The organism is Bacillus sp. AFS041924 (genome assembly GCF_002577195.1).
Lineage (GTDB): Bacteria > Bacillota > Bacilli > Bacillales > Bacillaceae_G > Gottfriedia.
In genome coordinates this window covers 18053-35371 of record NZ_NULG01000048.1, presented here as the reverse complement: position 1 = coordinate 35371, position 17319 = coordinate 18053, and the positions used below count along the sequence as shown (strand labels likewise).

Genomic DNA, 17319 nt, shown 5'->3' with positions numbered 1-17319 from the left:
ACTTGAGCCTCCTTTAGCAAGCCTTTAGGGGTCTCAAGTTTCCCGCATTTCCCATAGGAGTCTTCGCACCTTCCATTTCAATTAGTCTCGAATTTAACTAGAATCAACAATTAATATTAACAGAGCCAAATTATAAAAAAATAGATAGATAAAGGGTTTAGGTTATAGTATTTAAATCTATTTAAATCTCTTTAATAAATGTAAATGTTTGCATTAATAATCAATCTTGTTAAAATAGAAAATGTAAGCGGTTTAACAAGACTGAGAGTAGTTGTTAAAAATCCAATGAAATTTTTAGTGGAAAAAAATGCACACGGTTGCACTTATTTAGAAACGTATTCAAAGTTTTGAAATTTCACTTACCGCATTAGATTATTCAGTCTTTTTGACCTGCAATTTTTAAGTTTTTATTTTTAGTTCAATTAAGCATAGCCTTTGGACTAGCAGTTCTTTAATGAATTTTAACGTTTTTAAGATTTCAATTTATACATAATCTAGGAGGGACTTAAATGGAGCAAAAATGGTGGCATAATAGTGTAGTTTATCAAATATATCCTAGAAGTTTTATGGATAGTAATGCTGATGGTATTGGGGATTTAAAAGGAATTATTGAGAAGCTTGATTATTTAAAGCTTTTAGGAATAGATGTTATTTGGCTGAGTCCTGTTTATAAATCGCCTAATGATGATAATGGCTACGATATTAGCGATTATTGTGACATTATGGAAGAGTTCGGTACGATGGATGACATGGATAAATTAATTTCTGAAGCAAAAAATCGTGGAATTAAGATAGTTATGGATTTAGTCGTAAACCATACTTCTGATGAGCATCCATGGTTCATTGAATCACGAAAAAGTAAAGATAATCCATATCGAGATTATTATGTATGGAGAGATCCTGCTAACGGAAGGGAACCAAATAATCTTCCTTCTGTATTCAGTGGAAGTGCTTGGGAATTTGATGAACAGACTGGTCAATACTTCTTGCATTTATTTAGTAAAAGGCAGCCTGATTTAAATTGGGAGAATCCAAAAGTTCACGAAGAAGTGTATAACATGATGAACTTCTGGCTTGATAAAGGAATTGGTGGGTTCCGTATGGATGTAATCGATTTAATCGGAAAAATTCCTGATCAGGAGATTACAGCAAACGGTCCAAAACTACATGAATATTTACAAGAGATGAATAAAAAAACTTTTGGAAATCGTGACGTTTTAACAGTAGGTGAAACTTGGGGAGCAACTCCTGAAATTGCAAAGCTTTATTCGGATCCAGCTCGAAATGAATTAAGTATGATTTTTCAATTTGAGCATATAGGACTTGATCAACAAGAAGGAAAAGAAAAATGGGATTTAAAGCCTTTAAACTTGTTGGAGCTTAAAGAAGTATTTAATAAGTGGCAAACACAGCTTGATGGGAAGGCTTGGAACAGTTTATTCTGGAATAATCATGATTTACCACGAATTGTTTCTAGATGGGGCAATGATGAGGAATATCGAATTGAAAGTGCGAAAATGCTTGCTACAATCCTTCATTTAATGCAAGGTACACCTTATATTTACCAAGGTGAAGAGATTGGGATGACAAATATTCGTTTCGAAAACATTGAAGAGTATGACGATATTGAAACAAAAAATATGTATAATGACCGTATTGCAAAAGGATACAAGCATGAAGATATAATGAAATCTATTTATACAAAAGGTAGAGACAATGCTCGTACTCCTATGCAATGGAGTGGAGAAAAACATGGTGGTTTTACAAATGGAAATCCATGGTTAACAGTTAATCCAAATTTTAATGAAATAAATGTGGAGCAATCGATTAATGACCCAGATTCAATATTCCATCATTATCGCCAGTTAATCCAACTGAGAAAACAATTCTCTGCAATCGTTTATGGATCTTTTGAAATGCTAGCAAAAAAAGATGAAAAAGTATTTGCTTATTCAAGACAAGATCATGATGCAAAACTGTTAATTGTAGCTAACTTTACAAACGAAGAATCAGAATTCAGCTATAAAAATCAATACGACGAAGTAAGTATATTATTAAGTAATTATAAGGATTCAAGTTTAGCTATTGATAAGCTAAGCTTAAGACCGTATGAAGCAATTATTTTTAAAATTAAATAATAAATTTATTAAAAATAGTTTGACATTTTAAACTGTACTCGTATATGATAAGATTATCAAATAAGAAGGAGGTAGGTTAACATGATGATTGTAAGAAAATTAAACGCAGGAGCAACACATAATTTCATAATGATTATGAACCCTATCTCTACGCAGGACGGACCACGTTGAAATTTAGATTTCAATTGACGAACTAGCCATGGGTTTATATTTCCCATGGCTTTTTTGTGCCAAAAATAAACAATCAATATTTGTTTGTTTTTTGTCGAAACGTTTCTTTATGGCCATGGGGTATGGAAAATTATCCCATGGCCTTTTTATTGTCAAAAAAAAGTGGAGGGTTGCGTAGAGTTAGGTTAATTGATAAAAGGGAGGTATAACATTGTCTCGAATTTTAAAATATGTCTTTAGACATAAGCTTTCATTTATTATTGGTTCTATTTCAATGATTTTAGTTATTGGTGTGGATCATTTAATTCCTTATTTACAAATGGTTTTAATTGATGATGGTATTACAAAAGGAAAAACATCTGTCGTTCTTCCAGTTATTGGAGGTATTATCGGTGTTACGATCATCAAATCAATTTTTGGTTATGTAAAAGAATATCTATATGACTTAGTAAGTTCGAAAGTACATGAAGATATCAAAAATGATATGTTCAAGCATATTCAAAGCTTTGAGTTTAAGTATTTTGACTCAATGAATACTGGAGAATTACTTTCGAGAATTAATGAAGATGTGGAAAATATATGGCAAACAATTGCGTTTGGACTAAGATTATTTATCGAAAATATCATTTATTTTACTGTCAGTACAATTATCCTATTCGTGATCGATTGGAAATTGGCATTAATTTGTTTAGCAATTATGATCCCGATTGGATATATGGGAACACGTTTGAATCGATTATTAAATAAAGGTTACGGTAAAATAAGTGACCATACAGCTGAAATTAATACAACAGCTCAACAAAATATTGCGGGTGTAAGATTAGTTAAAGCATTTGCAAGAGAAAAACATGAAACGTTGAAATTTTTAAAAATGAATCGTGGTTTTTATGATTTAAACATGGCGCAAGCAAATACAATGCGTAAATATTTTCCTAATATTGAATTTTTAACAAATATTGCGCTTGTGGCTATGATCATTATTGGTGGATATTTTGTTTTACAACGTAGTATGACGCTAGGTGAACTTGTTGCATTTAGTGGTTACATTTGGAACTTAATTTGGCCGATGAGAATGTTAGGTTGGTTAACAGATATACTTTCTAAAAACCAAGCTTCTGCGAAGAAGATTTTTGAAATTTTAGATCGTAAAACTGAAATCGAAAATAAAGAAGGGGCATACACACCTAATCTTGTTGACGGTTCAGTGGAATATAAAAATGTTAACTTTAAATACAACGATGAAATCGTCTTAAAAAATATTAATCTATATATTCCAAGTGGTAGTAAAGTAGCAATTATGGGGACGACAGGTGCTGGGAAATCTTCAATTCTTCATTTAATCGGTCGCTCATACGATGTGGCTGAAGGAGAAGTATTAGTTGATGGTGTAAATGTGAAAGATTTTAATCTAACATCATTACGTCAAAATATGTCTCTAGTTTCCCAGGACACATTCCTATTCTCAGATACGATCGAAAACAATATTAAACTAGGAAACCCTGAAGCTACAATGGAAGAAATCCGCGAGGTATGCCGCATTGCGTGTTGTCTAGACTTTATTGAAGAGCTAGAAGAAGGATTCAACACTGAAATTGGAGAACGTGGAATTGGATTATCTGGTGGCCAAAAACAACGTATTTCAATTGCACGTGCATTATTACGAAATGCTCCAATACTAATTTTAGATGATGCAACTTCTGCGCTAGATATGGAAACTGAGTATGAACTATTACACAATTTAAATAAACGTTTCTCGCATAGTACAACATTTATTATTGCGCACCGTATTTCAGCAGTAAAAAATGCCGATTTAATCTTATTCGTTGAAAATGGGGAAATTGTTGAAAAAGGAAATCATAAGCAATTATTAGATAAAAAAGGTAGATACTTTGAAGTTTACGAAGAACAATTCAAAGATTTTGAAACAGTGGAAAGTGGGGTGGTCTAATGGCACAAAATACGGTAAACCGTGATGAAGACCAACTAAATCGGAGTAAAACCGAGCTAATTCTTAGGCTCGGGACATATTTAAAACCTTATAAATTAAAAACATTTGCAGTAATTTGCCTAATGTTATTTGTAATGGTAATTGGTATATTGAACCCATATTTACTGAAAGTAGCGATTGATACAAATATTAAAAATCACGATGTAAAAGGGCTAGTACTAATTGGAGTTGTATTATTAGCACTAAATTCCTTAGCAATGATCGCATCAAAAGTACGTTGGACGATGATTAGCTCAGTTACGAATAATATATTAGTAAATATTCGCCATGAGCTGTATACACATATTCAAAAACTTTCATTTACGTTTTTTGATAATCGTCCGGTAGGAAAAATTTTGGCTCGTGTAATGGGTGACATTAGTGCACTTCAAAATTTATTCAACCAAAGTATTCAAACATTAATACCAGAATTACTAAGTTTAGTTTGTGTTACGGTAGTCATGTTTGTATTAAATGTTAAACTCGCAATTGCATCTATGTCCATCCTTCCATTTTTGGCGGTTGCAATGTTTTTTATTGAAACACGTGCACGTAAAAGATGGGATGATTATCGTAAGAAACGCTCAAATTTAATTGCGTTTATTCATGAAGATTTTTCAGGGATAAAAGTAGTTCAATCCTTTGCGAAAGAAAAAGATAAAGAAAAAGACTTCAAAGAAAAGGTTTCAGTATTAATGGGCTCATTCATGAGAGCAGTAAAAATGAATGACTTCTTTTGGCCATTAGTTGAACTTTCATGGGGTGTTGGAACTGTCATTGTATTTTATGTTGGCTATAAGCTAGTAACTAGTCAAGAAATTGAAGTCGGTACATTAATCGCGTTTTCAATGTATATTGGTATGTTCTGGCGTCCAATTATGAACTTATCAAACTTTTATAATACATTAATCTCAAACTTTTCGGCAGCTGATCGTATTTTTGACATTATGGATATTGATCCTGAAATCATTAGTGAAGAAAATGCACCAGCAATTCCAAGAATTAATGGTGAAGTTCAATTTAGAAATGTGACTTTTGGTTATGATGAAAATTCAACCGTATTAAAAAATGTCAATTTTACAATTAATCCTGGAGAAAAAATCGCATTAGTAGGCGCAACAGGTGCAGGTAAAACGACGATTGTATCACTATTAAGCCGTTTCTATGATCCATTAAAAGGTGAAATTTTAGTTGATGGAAAAGACATAAAAAAAGTAGATTTAGAGTCATATAGAAGTCAAATGGGAATTATGCTACAAGATACATTCCTATTCTCAACTTCAATTATGGAAAATATTCGATACGGTAAATTAAATGCAACAGATGAAGAAGTAATTGCTGCGGCAAAAGCAGTCCATGCACATGATTTTATTATCAAAATGGAGAATGGATATGACACTGACGTAAATGAAAGAGGCTCAAGACTTTCTTTAGGTCAAAGACAATTAATCTCTTTTGCTCGTGCTCTATTAGCTGATCCTAGAATTTTAATACTTGATGAGGCTACTTCTAATATCGATACACATACAGAAAAACTTGTCCAAAATGGGATCGAAACGCTATTAGAAGGTCGAACTTCATTTGTAATTGCTCACAGATTATCGACAATTCGTGATTGCGATAAAATCATGGTAATTGGAAATGGAAATGTTGAAGAAAGTGGAACACATGAAGAGTTATTAAGATTAAAAGGACATTATTATAAGTTATACATGGCGCAGTATAGCTTCATAAATGATGGAGCTTAATGACCTGTATTGTTTAATTGGAGCAAATCCTTTAAGGATTTGCTTTTTTCTATGCCAGAAGGTTAAAAATAGAACTTTTGAAATGAATTATTACTAATTTTTAATATAAGAATTAATTCTATGAATCTTGAAAAGTCAACTTAATATATGTAGAAGAAATATCTTTATTTTCTGGTTTTTACTAATGATAGAATATTAGTAATTAAATATTATTTAGTAAATGGAGGTAAAGTATGAAACTTAATTATGAAATTAATTTGGATGATTATATTGAATTTAATTTGCATCATTTAAAAAACTCAAAAACTGTTCAAAAATCGTTAACTAATAATCGGATAGCTGTGAGTCTAATCTATTTAGTAATACCATTTTTAATTTCTTTTCTATTTAAGCAACCTATTTCCGGTTATTTACTTGCCTTTTCGTTAGCAGCGATTGTTTTTTTCATTTATTTTCCAAAGTTATATTACAGATCAACTAAAAATAAAATGATTAAACTTCTAAATGATAAGAGAAACGAATCATTATTCGGCGAACATTCTCTTAAGGTTGATGAGAATGGGATTAAAGAAATTACAAAATCAAGCGTTCATGAAATAAAATGGGATAATATCGTTGAAATAAAGGGAACAAAGAATTACTTTTATATTTACGTTTCAAGTATGAAAGCCATTATCGTACCATTAGAAGCAATAAAAGATGATATGGAGAAGTTATTACAATTTTATAGAAAATATAATATTCAAGTTTTATATTGTTAAAAATTACTGGGTAATTGATATTAATATTTTTAAACACTAAAAGTTCAAGTTAATTATTTAGCTTGAACTTTTCGTGCTGTTGAAAAATTCTTGTCTATAAATCAACAATATTTTTCGATGTAAAGGAAGCGCTATATGATTTTGATTTTCACTACAGGTTGCTCGCTTTCCATGGGGCGATTTCAAAAACAAATTATCATTAAAACCATCAAATAAATAAAACTTTATTATCATATATTTAGATTAGTGTAAGCTTTATCTATTGACTGATATATATTTAAACACTCTTAAAAGTTCAAGTTGTTATCTAACTTGAACTTTTTTAACTGTGATCTTTCATTCTTAATCAAGAAAGATGAATTATGGTAAAATGAACAAAAAGGGGGATACTCAATTGGACAATTTGGTAAAAGTTTCAGTACGAACGCTAGTTGAGTATGCTCATACAGCGGGAAGTATAAATGTTGGATATAAAAGTTCAGTTTCATTAACTGAAGGTACAAAGGCACATCAAAAAATACAGAAAGAATATGGGGAGCTGGATGTAAAAGAGCGGCCTATATCTGGTAGCATAGCTTTTGAACAATTGGAGTTTCAAATTGAAGGACGTTGTGATGGATTATTATTTCAGGACGAACACTACATAATAGAAGAAATTAAATCGACAATGAAGGATTTGAATGAAATAAATGAAAATTCTTATCCTGTTCATTGGGCGCAAGCGAAAGTATACGGATATTTTATTTGTGAAGAATTACAGCTTGAAAAGATTACACTACGACTTACATATATTAATATTTTAACCGAACAAAAAATCAGCTTCGATCTTTTGTTTACAATGGATGAATTAACAACATACTTATATAAAATGCTGGAAGCTTACTATCCTTATGCGAAATGGAAATACGATCATATTGAATTAAGAAATCAATCAATAAAAGAATTAAATTTTCCATTTCCTTCTTTCAGAAAAGGTCAGAGAAAATTAGCGGGTGCCGTTTATCAAACGATTCAGGAGGGAAATAATTTATTTGCTGTAGCGCCAACTGGAATTGGAAAAACAGTTTCAACCATATTTCCAACTGTTAAAAGTATGGGTGAGAGTAGTATAAATCGATTGTTTTACTTAACATCGAAAACAATTACTAGGACTGTTGCTGAAGAAGCATTTAAGCGAATGACAGATCAAGGACTATGTATTTCGTGTACGACGATTACAGCAAAAGATAAAATTTGTTTTAAAGAAGAAACAATTTGTCAAAAGGATTATTGTGAGTTTGCAGAAGGCTATTATGATCGAATAAACGATGCAGTACTTGATATTCTTTCATCGGAAAAAGCGCTAACTCGTGAGAAAATTGAAGAATATGCTCGCAAACATACAGTCTGTCCATTTGAATACTCATTAGATTTATTAAATTCTTCAGATGCTATTATTTGCGATGTTAATTATATTTTTGATCCTAGAGTATCATTAAAACGATTATTTGATGAACATAAACGAAGTTCAGTTTTATTAATTGATGAGGCACATAATTTGGTTGATCGCGCGAGAGAAATGTATTCTGCAAGTTTATTCAAATCTAAATTCTTAGAGTTGAAAAATAGATTTAAACATTCAAAAGATGAACTGTATGTCTGTATTAATGAAATTAATAAGCGGTTTATTGAAATAAGGAAGAAATGGAAGGATGTTGTAACACCTGTTTCAAAAGAACTAGATGAAGATTTAATTGAATTTCTCTATATATTTAATGAGATAGTAGAAATAAAATTACAGGAAATGGACGATGATGAAAATAGGCAGATCTTACTTGAAACCTATTTTGAAGCACTTAACTTTGTCAAAATTAGTGAATTTTTTGATGGAAATTATGTATGTTACTACGAACTATATAAAAGTGAGGTTCATATAAAATTATTCTGCCTTGATCCTTCTAAAGTAGTAAACGACGTCATAAAAAGATTTCGATCTACAATTTATTTTTCGGCTACTTTAACGCCAGTTCAATATTTTCAGGATATGCTTGGCGATCAAAATCGCGATTATACAATTATGGTCGATTCACCTTTTCAAAAAGAACAACTGCAAGTTACGATTAATCCTTTATCAACTCGATATCAAGATCGTGAAAGAAATTTAGAAAGATTAATTGATTTGATTTATAAAGATATTACAAAAAGAAAAGGGAATTATTTAGTTTTCTTTCCGTCATATCAATATCTCATTCAAAGTGTTGAATTATTTCAAGTTAAGTACTCAAATATAAATCTAATCGTTCAAGAAAATGGGATGACTGAATCTGAGCGAGAAGAGTTCCTTTTACATTTTGATAGTCTTAATGAGGAAACATTAGTTGGATTTGCTGTATTAGGCGGAATTTTCTCTGAAGGTATTGATTTAAAGGGCGATCGCTTAAACGGTGTCGTAGTAGTTGGTGTAGGATTGCCACAAATTTGTTTAGAAAGAAATATATTAAAAGATCATTTTAATTCGGTTGGAAAAAATGGGTATTATTATGCATATGTCTTTCCGGGGATGAATAAAGTAATGCAAGCAGGTGGAAGAGTCATCCGATCTGAGACAGATGAAGGGACTTTATTACTAATTGATGACAGATATAAGAGTGCACTTTATAAAAATTTACTACCTGAAGAATGGAAATGAAAAACGAATAATTAAATAATTTGAAAAAAACAATTGATAATTATCAGAGTTTTTAATATACTTAACAATATAATTTAATAATCTTATCAAGAGCGGTGGAGGGACTGGCCCGACGAAACCCGGCAACTCTAGTGAAAACTAGAAAGTGCTAAATCCTGCAGGTATATAACCTGGAAGATAAGAGCGATATGTTTAATTTCGAGACATAACCACTTCTTATTTTTTAGGAAGTGGTTTTTTATTTGACTAAAATGGAGGATTTTATAATGACGAATACAAAAGAAGCTTTAAACACGAAGAAAAAATCAATTGAAACGGTAGCTGTTCATGGTAGTAAAGGATATGATCCATTAACTGGAGCTATTAGTTATCCGATTTATCAATCTGCTACATTTAAACATGCTGGACTTCATCAATCAACTGGATATGATTATGCAAGATTACAAAATCCAACAAGAGAAGAAGTCGAGAATACAGTAGCTAAATTAGAAAGTGCAAATTATGGAGTTGCCTTTTCAACTGGTAATGCAGCTGTTACTGCAGTACTAAGCTTATTTAAAAAAGGTGATCATTTAATTGTTTCAGATGATTTATACGGTGGTACATATCGTTTATTCGAAGAAATCTATTCGCCATATGGACTTGAGCATAATTTTGTTGATACAACTGAAATCGAAAATATTCTTAATTCACTTCAGCCAAATACGAAAGGAATCTTTATTGAAACTCCTTCAAATCCAATGATGAAGGTAACTGATTTAAAAAGAGTTGTAGAGATTGCGAAGGAAAGAGATATTCTAGTAATCGTTGATAATACATTTTTAACACCTTATTTCTTTAGACCAATCGAATTAGGAGCAGATCTTGTTGTTCATAGTGGAACTAAGTATTTAGGTGGTCATAATGATACACTTGCTGGCTTTGTCGTGACCAATTCGGAATATACTAATGAGCGAATTCGCTATTATCAAAAATCGACTGGTGCAACCTTAGCGCCATTTGATTCATGGTTAATCTTACGTGGAATAAAAACACTACATTTACGTATGGAGTATAGCCAAAAAAATGCAATCGTACTTGCAAAGTTTTTAGAAAATCATCCGAATGTTACAGAAGTGTATTATGTAGGTTTACCAACGCATAAAGGTTATTCAATTATAAAAGAACAAGCGACTGGTTTTGGTGCAATGATTTCATTTAAAGTGAAAGATTTACGTTTAGTTGAACAAGTTTTAGGAAGTGTAAACGTAATTACGTTTGCAGAAAGCTTAGGTGGGGTTGAATCACTAATTACGTATCCTCATACTCAAACTCATTCAGAAATGCCAGAGGAATTTAAGAGAAAGCTTGGTCTAGATGACCATACACTAAGATTATCAGTGGGAATTGAACATATCGATGATTTATTAAATGACTTAGAAAATGCATTGGGGTGATGAATATGCAATTTGGAACTAAATTAATTCATAATGGAAATGAAGTAGATCCGACGACGGGCGCATTAAGTATTCCTATTTATCAAACTTCAACATTTCATCAGTTTGATATTGAGAATTTTGGAAAATATGACTATGCAAGAAGTGGGAACCCAACCAGAGAAGCTTTGGAAAATACAATTGCAAAATTAGAAAATGGTGTGCGCGGTTTTGCATTTTCATCAGGTATGGCAGCAATCTCATCTGTTTTGTCTTTGTTCTCAGCTGGAGATCATATTATCATTTGTGAGGATGTTTATGGTGGGACATTTAGAATAGCTACAAAAGTATTAAATCGCTTCGGAATCGAATTTACATTTGTGGATGCATCTAATTTACTGGAAATTGAAGCGGCAATAAAACCACATACAAAGGGACTTTATTTAGAGACACCATCTAATCCACTCTTGAAAATTACTGATTTAAGCGGAGCAATCAAAATTGCAAAAAAGGATGACATTCTTGTCATTGTAGATAATAGTTTTTTATCACCTTATTTTCAAAAACCTTTAGACTTAGGAGCAGACATTGTCGTTCATAGTGCAACAAAATTTATTGCAGGACACAGCGATGTAATCGGAGGCTTAGCAGTTGTAAATTCTGAAAAACTTGCACAAGATTTATATACGATTCAAAATTCATTCGGTGCCATTTTAGGTCCACAAGACTGTTGGCTTACATTAAGAGGGTTAAAAACACTAAAAGTACGTATGGATGCATATGAACAAACAGCATCAAAATTAGCAAATTGGCTACTTGAACAAGAAGAAGTTGAGGATGTCTATTACCCAGGTTTAAAAAATCATCCTGGTCACGATGTTCATTTTGAGCAAGCTTCTGGAGGAGGAGCGGTCCTCTCATTTACATTAAAAACAATTGAACAAACGACGAAGTTCCTTCAAACAGTCGAAAATGTAGCCGTTGCAGTTTCACTTGGCGGGGTAGAGACAATTGTTTCATATCCTGTGAAGATGTCTCATGCTGCTATACCTGTTGATGTTCGTGAAAGATTAGGTGTAAAAGATACGCTAATAAGAGTTTCCGTTGGATTAGAGGATCTTGAAGACTTAATCTCAAGTTTCCGAAAAGCATTAAATGCAGGAGCAAGGGAAAAGCAGGTAGTGCAGGGAACAGGAAAATCGAATAATTAAGGGTACTATTACAAAATGATGCGAACACAAATTGAATAATATTGATAAAGTTGTGAACTACGTTGATATATGACTAATACTCGTTAATAAATAACTAATACTCGTTGATAAATCAATAAATCTCATTGATATAATACTAAACCCGGTTGATATAGTATAATTCATGAAAATAATGCTGTATGATGGTAATAACCGAACAATAAATAGTTAAATAAAGCGGAATATACGTCCGATCAGAGTAGAAGCACAAAATCCCACAAGTCTCTTGTGGGATTTATACATATATTTATTTGATTTTGCGGTTTTATAAATCAGTGTAGAAGTTGAGTTCATATAAAACTACCTTTAAGAAATATGAATTATTCAAACTGATTTGGTTATGAAAGGAATATTTCCCCATCACCAATTTCCTCTTGAATTACCTCAGATGCACCAATTAGTGTTAATGCGTTACCAACTATTTGAATTGAATCGGAAAGTACAATTTTTCTTTGTAACTCAAGTAAATCTATTTTATCTGAAGTGAACAATTGCTTAGAAACGTGAAAAGCAATGGATAATTGACCAGCTGTACCAATCCACATTCCTGATAATATATCTCTTTTCCCTTGAAAGATTGGATCTTTGTCGATTGTATATAATTTTGATAATGCAATCGTTTCATATAATTGTGCTACAGCTTTAACCCATGATACAGCAACAATTTGTCTTTCAAGACTTGATTGCAATTCGTCATCTTCTGAATTAGATTTCTGATAATGGTCATTACCTTCCTTTACCTTGAAATTTTCTTCTAGCATCTTTTCCAACTCCAATATAAAATCTGTTATTTATATAACTATTCAAGTTGACGTAATTGTGTTTCTGTCAGGTCGGTTATTTTCGAATTAGAAAAGTTAACTTTTACTTAAAATGTGCTAATAGTATGATCTAAATAATTGATTTTAAAATTTGAATTGTCTAATTTTGGACAGAAAATCCAGTTGACTATAGTCATGAAAGGATGAAAAGGTTTCACTTGTATTAATAAACGAATTATTTTTGAATAAAATATTGGAAATGTTCGTATTTTTACTTGAAACGCTTTCGTATTGATGGTATTCTATTTTAGGTTGATCAAATGAACAAATTTAAACCTTATTTGGAGGTATATATATATGTATGACGTTTTAGTTGTTGGTGCAGGGCCAGCTGGAATCTTTACTTGTTATGAATTAACTTTAAAAATGCCGAATGCTAAAGTATTACTTGTTGATAAAGGACATGATATATTCGCAAGACATTGCCCAATTTTACAAAAGAAAATTGAAAAATGTCCGCCTGCTGCAGGTAAAAAAGAATTTTCAGGATGCTTACCAGCTTGTTCAATTACTAATGGTTTTGGTGGCGCTGGAGCGTATTCAGATGGAAAATTTAATATTACAAGTGAATTTGGTGGATGGATGACAGATTACTTATCAGACTCACAAGTAGTAGAATTAATAAAATACGTTGATGAAATCAATCTACAACATGGAGCGACTGAATCGATTACTGATCCATTAACAGAGGAAGTAAGAGATATTGAACGTCGTGGTTATGCTGCAGGACTAAAATTATTACGTGCTCAAGTTCGTCATTTAGGAACTGAGCAAAACTTAGAAATTTTAAAAAGTATATATGAATATTTAAAAACGAAAATTGAAATGAGATATAAAACTGAAGTAGAGGACTTATTAACTGAAAAGGTTGAGGGTACTCATAATGTTAGAGGGATTAAATTAAAAAATGGTGAAGAATTAAAAGCTGAGAAAGTTGTAATTGTACCAGGTCGTGATGGCTCAAAGTGGTTAACTGATGTTATGAAAAAACGTCGTCTTAAAATGTCAACGAACCAAGTTGATATTGGTGTTCGCGTTGAAACTTCAAATGTTGTAATGGAAGAAATTAATAAGCACTTATACGAAGGGAAATTTGTATTTAATACTAGCGTGGGTACAAAAGTCAGAACATTCTGTAGTAATCCATCTGGACACGTAGTAGTTGAAAACCATTCAGGTATTATGACTGCTAATGGACACGCATATAAGGACCCTAAATTAGGAAGTCCAAACACAAACTTTGCATTATTAGTATCTCATCAATTCGCAGAACCGTTTGATAAACCAAATGAGTACGCACATGAGGTTTCACGCCTTGCAAACATGCTTTCGCACGGTGGCGTAATTGTTCAAAAATATGGAGATATTTTAAGAGGTCGCCGTTCAACTGAAAAACGTATTAAAGAAGGATTTTTAGAACCGACTTTAAAAGAGGCAGTACCAGGAGACTTAGGTTTAGTATTACCATACAATACAATGAAAAGTTTAATTGAAATGGTTGAAGCATTAAATCATGTTACACCAGGTATCGCTGCAGAACATACACTATTCTACGGCGTAGAAGCAAAATTCTACTCAGCGCGACCAAAATTAAATGAACACTTTGAAAGCGAAATCTCTGGCTTATATCTAGGTGGAGATGGAGCAGGAGTAACTCGTGGTTTAGCTCAAGCAAGTGCATGTGGCGTATGGATCGCACGTGATATCGTTACGAAAATTGGAAGTAAAGAGAAAGAATTAGTTACGGTTTAATACTTTATTTGACAAACCACTAATGCATTTTAAAAAGCATTAGTGGTTTGTTTTTTTTTCTTATAAAATTTTATTTTACAGTTTAGCTTAATATGGAATTAACGTTATCTATTAGAAGGTATATAATTAATTTTAAAAAAACTAAATGGAGTTGATCTCTTGAATTCAAAAGCTAAATATCAAACGTGGATTCGAATTTATAAACTAATTATATTTTTAGTAATCACACTTATTCTCCTCTTAATAACAGTAATACCTTTTAATACATACCTGCGAATCTTGTCAGGAATTTTAGCACTCCCATTTATTTATATAACCTTCATACTATCCTATTCGGTCTATCAGTTTGCAGCGATAGGGGGGAATTATCAGTCAAAAATACACGACTTAATTGTTTCCAAAGTGAACTGGGATGGAAATGGGAAGATTCTAGATATTGGAACGGGTAGCGGTTCTCTAATTATTAAACTTGCAAAGGCTTTTCCAAACGCCACTTTAACTGGAATTGATTATTGGGGCGGTAATTGGGAATATTCAAAAGCACAATGCCAACAGAATACAGAAATAGAAGGTGTCGCAAATCAAATTGATTTTCAGAAAGCAAGTGCATCTGAGCTCCCATTTAATGACAATGAATTCGATCTAATCGTAAGTTGTCTTACATTTCATGAAGTGAAAGATCGAAGTAATAAAACGGATGTTATGAAAGAGGCATTTAGAGTATTAAAACATGGTGGGAAATTTGTCTTTCTAGATTTGTTTATGGATGAAAAAATCTTTGGTGACAATAAAGAGCTACTAAATGAATTAAAGAAAAATGGTGTAACTGTATTGTACAGCTCTAAACTTGTTAAAGAGATGAAATTGCCAAGGCTTTTATTAAATAAAAAAGTTTTAGGTAATGCGATGATTTTGAGTGGGAAGAAATGATTTATTAAAAAACTACCAAAAAAGTTTGGAGATAAAGAATCATAAAATGAGGATGTTTAGTATAAATTTAAACAACTTTAGATAAACGAGAATGAGCCGTCATACTCTCTAGGACTATTTTAAAATCCATTGAATATAATTTAGTAGATTTGAATAGAATTGGGGGGAGATGTATGAAAAAAGTTGCACTTTTCTTCTTATGTTTCTTTTTATTGTTTTTATCTTGTTTATCAACCTCAAATGCAGCATCTCGCTATTTAGATCAAATTGAGAAAAATAATCGTAAGGAAATAAATTATTATGTTAAAAATTCAACTGTGTTTCTCGAGCAAAAGGATTTCAACTTAACAAATAAAGACACTAAAGCTGACCAAAAAGTAACGGTGATTGCTGTGAAATACGTTACAGTGAGAGATCATTTCTTTAAAACAGCAAATTATGATACGTATTTACTAGACGAAAAAACTGGAGAAATCTTAGACCCGGAAAATTTTATCTCATCGGACACATATGATGAATTCATAAAACAACATAAAAATGATGGTGAAAATGATTTCAGATGGAAAAATGAGTTAATTGTTTTAATATTAGTGATGATCACAATCATAATCATTCCAATTATTACTTCTAAATTAAATGAGTAAAACAAAGGCTGTTTCGACAGTCTTTTTATTTTGCTACAAATGTCTTTCATAGTGGATAGATATAAAAAAGAACATAATAAATTGGAGCTAAATGTTAGCACCTATTTATTATGTTGTTAGGTTAGTTTAAAATAATTTAAAGGAACTCTTAATGTAAGAATAAGTGATAAATAAATTCTAAAAACTTATGGTTAAAAAGCGAAATGATACCGAATATCCCAATAATAAAGCCAAGTACCCAAATAAGTAATCCGAGGTATACAATGTCGACGTCTATACTTTCCCAAATGGACCAGCCAATAAAGGATAAAATTATTCCAATTAAGATAAGAATTAAGGCTACAATCAAAGTATATCACCAGCCTTTTTCATATTTTATTGTTCGACGTCTCGTAAGATGAACAACAAACATTGAGAACTAAAGACAAGTAGATTTTACGATTTGTAGTAATGATAATTTTATTAGTTAGGAGATAGGAAGATGTTACAGTCAATTGTTCATATAGCCCTAGTTGTAAAAGAATATGATGAAGCAATAGAGTTTTATACGAAGAAACTTCACTTTAATTTAATTGAAGATACATATCAGCCAAAACAGGATAAAAGATGGGTAGTTGTATCTCCACCTGGATCAACAGGAACGACTATTTTGCTGGCAAGAGCTTCTAAGTCGGAGCAAGAGCCATTCATTGGTAATCAAGCTGGTGGGAGAGTTTTTCTATTCTTAGGAACAGATGATTTCTGGAGAGATTATCATGAAATGATTTCAAAAGGAATCGAGTTCGTAAGAGAACCAAAGGAACAAGATTATGGTATAGTTGCAGTTTTTAAGGATTTGTACGGTAATTTATGGGACTTAATACAATTTTGTGAAGGTCATCCATTATCAAAAAGAATAAAATAAAAGTTCCCTTTTCAATTAAGTGAGGATTTGTCGCTTGTAAAAAGTTTGAATAGACTGACAAATCCTCATTACAAAAGGCGCCTCTATTGATATAATTAATTACATAACTTAATAGACTTTAAGAAAATGT

At 31.7% G+C, this 17319-nt stretch carries 12 protein-coding genes and 1 riboswitch; of the genes, 11 read left to right on the top strand and 1 reads right to left on the bottom strand.

All coding sequences use genetic code 11. The features are described 5' to 3' along the window. Positions 1-509: 509 nt before the first annotated feature. The 7 genes from COC46_RS14160 to COC46_RS14130 all read left to right on the top strand — a co-directional run bounded on the left by COC46_RS14160 (position 510) and on the right by COC46_RS14130 (position 12099). A complete protein-coding gene (locus COC46_RS14160) occupies positions 510-2138 on the top strand; it encodes a glycoside hydrolase family 13 protein (RefSeq protein WP_098810356.1) in 1629 nt (542 codons plus the stop codon). Between the two features lie 382 nt (positions 2139-2520). Beyond that, positions 2521-4257, top strand: a complete 1737-nt coding sequence (locus COC46_RS14155; protein ID WP_098810355.1) for an ABC transporter ATP-binding protein — start codon at positions 2521-2523, stop codon at positions 4255-4257. Continuing rightward, positions 4257-6044, top strand: coding sequence for an ABC transporter ATP-binding protein (locus COC46_RS14150; protein WP_098810354.1), 1788 nt, complete (start codon positions 4257-4259; stop codon positions 6042-6044). Before COC46_RS14155 ends, COC46_RS14150 begins: the two co-directional genes overlap by 1 nt. 233 nt (positions 6045-6277) lie before the next feature. After that, positions 6278-6805, top strand: coding sequence for a YcxB family protein (locus COC46_RS14145; RefSeq protein WP_098810353.1), 528 nt, complete (start codon positions 6278-6280; stop codon positions 6803-6805). Positions 6806-7199: 394 nt separating this feature from the next. Next, entirely contained in the window at positions 7200-9473 is a 2274-nt protein-coding gene (locus COC46_RS14140; RefSeq protein ID WP_098810352.1) for an ATP-dependent DNA helicase, read from the top strand. Positions 9474-9553: 80 nt separating this feature from the next. Then, a riboswitch (SAM riboswitch) is annotated at positions 9554-9657 on the top strand. 82 nt (positions 9658-9739) lie between these two features. After that, on the top strand, positions 9740-10909 hold the full coding sequence (locus COC46_RS14135) for a trans-sulfuration enzyme family protein (protein ID WP_098810351.1): 1170 nt from the start codon (positions 9740-9742) through the stop codon (positions 10907-10909). Between the two features lie 5 nt (positions 10910-10914). Beyond that, positions 10915-12099: a trans-sulfuration enzyme family protein gene (locus COC46_RS14130; protein WP_098810350.1), complete on the top strand. Its 1185-nt coding sequence runs from the start codon at positions 10915-10917 to the stop codon at positions 12097-12099. Between the two features lie 377 nt (positions 12100-12476). On the opposite strand, the gene COC46_RS14125 is transcribed toward COC46_RS14130, so the two are convergent. Then, a complete protein-coding gene (locus COC46_RS14125; protein ID WP_098810349.1) occupies positions 12477-12899 on the bottom strand; it encodes a hypothetical protein in 423 nt (140 codons plus the stop codon). A 357-nt stretch (positions 12900-13256) separates the two neighbouring features. On the opposite strand from COC46_RS14125, the gene COC46_RS14120 reads away from it, so the two are divergent. The 4 genes from COC46_RS14120 (at position 13257) to COC46_RS14105 (ending at position 17189) form a co-directional block, all read left to right on the top strand. Then, entirely contained in the window at positions 13257-14711 is a 1455-nt protein-coding gene (locus COC46_RS14120; protein ID WP_098810348.1) for an NAD(P)/FAD-dependent oxidoreductase, read from the top strand. Between the two features lie 159 nt (positions 14712-14870). Next, a complete protein-coding gene (locus COC46_RS14115) occupies positions 14871-15641 on the top strand; it encodes a class I SAM-dependent methyltransferase (RefSeq protein WP_098810347.1) in 771 nt (256 codons plus the stop codon). Positions 15642-15814: 173 nt separating this feature from the next. Next, positions 15815-16285, top strand: a complete 471-nt coding sequence (locus COC46_RS14110; RefSeq protein WP_098810346.1) for a hypothetical protein — start codon at positions 15815-15817, stop codon at positions 16283-16285. A 481-nt stretch (positions 16286-16766) separates the two neighbouring features. Continuing rightward, positions 16767-17189: a VOC family protein gene (locus tag COC46_RS14105; RefSeq protein WP_098810345.1), complete on the top strand. Its 423-nt coding sequence runs from the start codon at positions 16767-16769 to the stop codon at positions 17187-17189. Positions 17190-17319: the final 130 nt, after the last annotated feature.